Below are 5,846 nucleotides of genomic sequence, written 5' to 3'. Positions count from 1 at the left end.
CACGCGCGCGACCAGTTCCTTCGGACTAAATGGTTTACAGACGTAGTCATCTGCACCCATATTCAGGCCGAGTACACGGTCAATTTCTTCAGTACGTGCCGTTACCATAATAATCGGTAGATCGGACTGCTCACGCACCTTACGGCAGATGGTCAGGCCATCCATACGTGGCACCATCAGGTCCAGAATCATCAGGCTCGGCTTACGTTGAGTGAAACTGTTATAAGCTTCCTGTCCATCATGAAACATGCTGACTTCAAAACCAGCAGCTTCTAGATAGTCTCGCACCAATTGTGCAAGTTCGACTTCGTCTTCAACCAGCATAATGTGTTTCATGAATAAACTTCCTTATGATTTTATTTGTTTAGGAAAAGTCAGCTTGCAACGTAATCCACCGAGTGGCGAATGATCGAAGCTTAAACTTCCACCTAATGCTTGCGTAATTTTACACGATAATGCCAAACCCAGTCCGGTACCACCAGTGGCACGGGTACGCGAGTCATCTACACGATAGAAACGTTCACCTATTCGGGCCAGCTGTTCATCGGTCAGACCAAACGGACTGTCATCGACATATAAGGTCCATTCTTTGTCATTCTGTTCAGTATGAATATGTACCTGTCCACCCGTTTCAGTATAGCGAATACTGTTGCTCAGCAAATTGGCCACGATCTGTTTAAAGCGGTCCAGATCCAGCTCTACATCTGCGCCTTCACCTTCCGCAGTCACAGTTAATTGCGCCTGTTCAAACTTTGGATGGAAGTTCATTAATTCCTGCTGTACCACATCCCATGGATTAATCGTACTGACATACATCTGCAATTGCTGGGCATCAGCCTGTGCCAGGGCTGCCAAATCTAGAGTCAGTTTTTTCAGGCTGGTCACCTGTGCCAGCATCGAAGCAAAATGTTCTGGGGTTGGCTTACGGATTCCATCCTGCATCGCTTCAATCTGTGCCTGCAACACGGCTAGTGGTGTTTTCAGTTCATGTGAGGTATCCGCTACCCATTGGCGACGTGAAGTCTCATGTTGATTGAGAATGACAGCTAATTGATTTAACTCATTGGATAAATCACCCAGCTCATCATTGCGGTTAACTTTAACCTGATGCTGATAATTGCCTTTGGTTAACTCACGTGTACCTTGCAACAAGCGTTGAATCGGCTTTTTGAAATAAGTCGCTAACAAGAGTGCAGCGATGAGACTGGTCAGGATACTGAGGCCATATACCAGGAACAGGTAACGTTTCTGATTACTAAAGAAATTGATACTTAATGCATCTTCCTGATCCAGTACCGGTTTTAGCCCCAGGTAACCGACAATTTTATCGTCTACCATAATCGGGCGATAAGAAATCTGCTCATCCGAAGGTTCACCCACGACAAAACGGCGTTTGGCATCATAAAGAGATAAACGTGAGCTCAGACCCAAACGGTCAGGCATCTGGATAAACTGTTTTTTACCCGCTTGCGGCTGCGTTGTTAACTGCGAGCCATTTTTACGATCGGTTCTAAACAGGTTCTGATTAGAACTCAGCGGGAACTTCAAACCTTCAAAAGGCTGAAACTGCGAAGGTAAATTTGCTGCCAATACACGCAGTTCTTCCTCATTTACAGTACGTTGTTCAGCATCTGTGCCCATCAGGCTTGGTGCTACATTGGCTAGGGTGTGATCCTGAAAATAACGTTGCTGTAAGGCAATATCATACTGACGACGTAACCACCAGCGTGACAAACGGTCATAATCGTCCGGCGCTGCCTCACCTTCGATCTGTAGGATCTGAGCCTGAATTGCATTGCCCCAGTCATTATAAACGCCATAGACTTCGGCCAGGTTTTCAATGACATGATCAAGTTTCTGCATTTCCACATCGGCAACATAGCGGGTGAAATTACGCTGCATGTTGAGATGAAGCACACCGAGACTCACCGTGGTAATCACCAAGGTGGTAAACAGCACTGTTAAAAACAGCCGGAGTGCAATCGGAATGCGGCGAATATTCAAAAGCAGAGTCTCAGTTTTTCCTCTAGATTCATTATTGTAGCGAACACAAGCTGAAAAAACTCTTCATTGTTTCTTCATCTTTATTGTTTATTCTTTGCAACATACAGATCAGGCTCGTGGCTTGGAAAAATTCAATGAAAGCAATGACAAAAATCATCGTCCTGGGTGCAAGTGTGTTATCAATGGGGGCATTGACCGCGTGTCAATCGACCAAGCATGCACCAAGTGAAGATCATTCGCAAATGATGAAACATCATCAAGATCATAAAGGTCGTCATCTGACTGCAGAACAGCGTGAACAGTTCAAGCAAATGCGTGCACAACGTGCGCAGCTGCATAAGCAAATGCAACAGGCCTGTGATAACAAAGCTGTTGGCAGTGCAATTCAGGTGAAAGCCGGTGATAAAACTGTAGACGGTACTTGTCAGATCTCTTTCAAAGCAGACCGTAAAGATATGAAAGCTGCGCGTAGCGAGTTCCGTGGTATGAAAGGTGAACATCGCCCAATGCGTGGTGACTTTCGCGGAGCATTAAACCGTGGTGAAGCACTGACTGATGCGCAACGTGCGGAAATGGTAAAACAGTTTGACCAGCGTCTGGCTCAACGTCAGGCACAGCAAAAAGCTGCTGTTCAGGCCTGTCAAGGTAAAAAAGATGGCGCAGCTGTACAGCTCAAAATAGGTGAAAAAACCATTAATGGTCAGTGTCACGTCCGTTTCCAGCCAAATGCTCCAGTTAAAGCACCAGCCGTTAAGGCGTCTTAACTGAACGTTTCAAATTTATTATTAAAAAAGGCACTTCCGGGTGTCTTTTTTTATGCGTGTTGATTGTTAGAACTAAGTCTATCTAAGTGTGCAGGTTTTTGACCATTCGTGTCAGATATTTTTTTATAAAAACGTTTACACTCAATATACTTAAGATTTCAAGGGTAATTATCTTTGACTTTACAGTCACCAAGAAATAGCCTTGAAATGCTTGTGCCAACAAGGAAGATGTTGCACGATTAGACCATGTCAATACGTGTCAATGAAGGCACGTTTCAATTTAATTCAGGATTATAACGCTGGTATAAACCAGTATTGAGGAAACCGATATGCCACAATACAAAGCGCCACTACGTGATATGCAATTTGTTTTGCATGAATTATTAAATGCTGAAGAACATTATGCAAAACTCCCTGCATTCTCTGGAAACGTAAGCCGTGAGTTAGTTGACCAATATTTAGAAGCTGCTGCAGACTTCTGTGAAAACGAATTATCTCCTTTAAACCAGGTGGGCGACCGCGAAGGCTGTACCTGGAACGATGGTGTAGTCACCACGCCGACCGGCTTTAAAGAAGCGTATCAAAAATATATCGAACTGGGTTTCCCATCGCTTTCTGCTGAAGAGCAATATGGCGGTCAAGGTCTACCTGTTTCTTTAGGAAACGTGATTTCAGAAATGGTAGGTACAGCAAACTGGGCATGGGGCATGTACCCAGGTCTATCTCACGGTGCGGTACGTACCCTTGAGCACCACGGTTCTCAAGAACAAAAAGATACCTATCTGCCAAATCTGGTATCAGGTGTCTGGACCGGAACCATGTGTTTAACCGAATCTCATGCAGGTTCTGACTTAGGTATTATCCGTACTAAAGCTGAACCACAAGCAGACGGTAGCTATGCAATTTCTGGCGAGAAAATCTTTATCTCTGCTGGTGAACATGACATGGCAGAGAATATCGTGCACATCGTATTGGCACGTTTACCAGGCGCACCTAAAGGTACTAAGGGTATTTCTTTATTTATCGTACCAAAGTTCAATGTAAATGCAGATGGCTCTTTAGGGGAGCGTAACGCAGTTCGTTGCGGTTCAATCGAACACAAAATGGGGATTCATGGTAACGCAACTTGTGTGATCAACTTTGATAACGCGAAAGGTTTCTTGATTGGCCCTGAAAACCGTGGTCTAAACTGCATGTTCACGTTCATGAACACTGCGCGTATTGGTACAGCCGTTCAAGGTCTTGCAGCATCTGAAGGTTCTTTCCAAGGTGCATTGGCTTATGCCAAAGACCGTGTGGCAATGCGTTCACTTTCTGGCCCGAAAGCCCCTGAAAAAGAAGCAGATCCAATCATTGTGCATCCTGCGGTACGTAACATGCTGTTGACGCAGAAAGCATTTGCAGAAGGTGGTCGCGCACTAGTGCATCTGTTGAGTCTACACGCAGATATCGTTGAACAAGGTGCAACTGAAGAAGATCGTAAATTCTCTGACAACATCTTGTCTTTATTGACGCCAATTGCCAAAGCCTTCCTGACCGAAACCGGTTCAGAAGCTGCAAAACACGGTGTACAGGTGTTTGGTGGTCACGGCTTTATTTCCGAGCACGGTATGGAGCAAATCGTACGTGATACACGTATTGCTTGCTTATACGAAGGTACTACTGAAATCCAAGCACTTGACTTGTTAGGTCGTAAGGTTCTGGGTACGCAAGGCGCGATGCTGAAAGACTTCACCAAGATCATTCACAAATTCGCAGAAGCCAACAAAGACAACGCAGCAATGCAAGAATTTGTTGAACCGCTTGCAGCGCTGAACAAAGAATGGGGCGATTTGACCATGCAAATTGGTATGCGTGCAATGCAAAACCCTGAAGAAGTCGGTGCTGCGGCAGTTGATTACATGTATTTCTCTGGCTATGTAACGCTTGCTTACCTATGGGCTCGTATGGCACTGGTTGCACAAGAAGCCTTGGCTGCGGGTACTACCGATGTCGACTTCTACAATGCCAAAGTAACCACTGCACGCTTCTACTTCAAGAAGATCCTGCCACGTGTACGCTCGCATGTTGACGTGATTGCGACTGGTGTAGAGCCGTTAATGAGCCTGGATGCGGAACATTTCGCATTCTAAGCTGATGCAATTTTAAATGCAGAAACAAGGAAAAGGACGGTTACTTTTAAAGCGTCCTTTTTCTTTATAAAGCGTTACAGAATTAACCTTTAGTCGTCTAATAATAAGATTTTTAATGCATTAGACTGACTCAAAATCAATCGATTCAAACAAGAAACAGGTGACCCACTATGCCAATTTATAACGCGCCACTTGCCGATATGAAATTCATCCTGAACGATGTATTCAATGCTGAACAATTCTGGCAAGCCAATGAAAATTTAGCCCATTTAGACGCTGCAACAGCAGAAGCAATTCTTGAAGAAATGGCTAAATTTGCGCAGAACGTCACCCTTCCATTGAACCGTACCGGTGATGAAGAAGGCGCGAAATATGAAAATGGCGCTGTGACCACACCTGTAGGCTTTAAAGAAGCATTCAAACAATATGCTGAAGGCGGCTGGATTGGCCTTGGTGCTGATGCTGAATGGGGCGGTCAGGAAATGCCAAAAATGCTGACCGTTCTGTCAGATGAAATGCTTTTCGCTACTAACCCCTCTTTCATGCTGTATCCATTGCTGTCTGTCGGTGCGGGTATGGCACTGAACAGCTATGGTTCTCAAGAACAGAAAGAAACTTACCTGCCAAAAATCTACTCTGGCGAATGGTCAGGCACCATGTGTCTAACCGAACCACATGCGGGTACTGACCTCGGTATCATCAAAACCAAAGCTGAACGCAATGGTGATGGTACTTACAGCATTACCGGTACCAAAATCTTCATTACTGGTGGTGACCACGACCTGGCTGAGAACATTATTCACCTGGTATTGGCAAAAACACCGGATGCACCTGCGGGCTCTCGCGGTATTTCCCTGTTCATCGTGCCTAAATTCTTGGTGAATGAAGATGGTTCAATGGGCGAACGTAATCCGGTAGGTCCAGGTTCGATTGAACACAAAATGGG

At 45.1% G+C, this 5,846-nt stretch carries 5 protein-coding genes; 3 read left to right on the top strand and 2 right to left on the bottom strand.

Features of this window, described 5'->3' with window-relative positions; genetic code table 11:
• Positions 1-336, bottom strand: a 336-nt coding sequence (locus tag B4033_RS02585) for a response regulator (protein WP_286831873.1), incomplete at its 3' end; no start/stop codon positions are given.
• A 12-nt stretch (positions 337-348) separates the two neighbouring features.
• A complete protein-coding gene (gene baeS / locus B4033_RS02580) occupies positions 349-2,004 on the bottom strand; it encodes a sensor histidine kinase efflux regulator BaeS (RefSeq protein WP_076754258.1) in 1,656 nt (551 codons plus the stop codon).
• Between the two features lie 134 nt (positions 2,005-2,138).
• On the opposite strand from baeS, the gene B4033_RS02575 reads away from it, so the two are divergent.
• The 3 genes from B4033_RS02575 to B4033_RS02565 form a co-directional block, all read left to right on the top strand.
• The gene (locus B4033_RS02575; RefSeq protein WP_286831871.1) at positions 2,139-2,768 is read left to right on the top strand and encodes a hypothetical protein; all 630 of its coding nucleotides are present in this window, start codon (positions 2,139-2,141) and stop codon (positions 2,766-2,768) included.
• A gap of 329 nt (positions 2,769-3,097) precedes the next feature.
• On the top strand, positions 3,098-4,900 hold the full coding sequence (locus B4033_RS02570; protein WP_004891469.1) for an acyl-CoA dehydrogenase C-terminal domain-containing protein: 1,803 nt from the start codon (positions 3,098-3,100) through the stop codon (positions 4,898-4,900).
• Between the two features lie 170 nt (positions 4,901-5,070).
• On the top strand, positions 5,071-5,846 hold a 776-nt coding region (locus B4033_RS02565; RefSeq protein ID WP_286831869.1), incomplete at its 3' end, for an acyl-CoA dehydrogenase family protein.

Source organism: Acinetobacter sp. UBA3132 (genome assembly GCF_002364825.1).
Classification (GTDB): Bacteria; Pseudomonadota; Gammaproteobacteria; order Pseudomonadales; family Moraxellaceae; genus Acinetobacter; species Acinetobacter schindleri.
The sequence above is the reverse complement of the archived record's forward strand: the minus strand, read 5'-3'. Positions and strand labels throughout refer to the sequence as shown.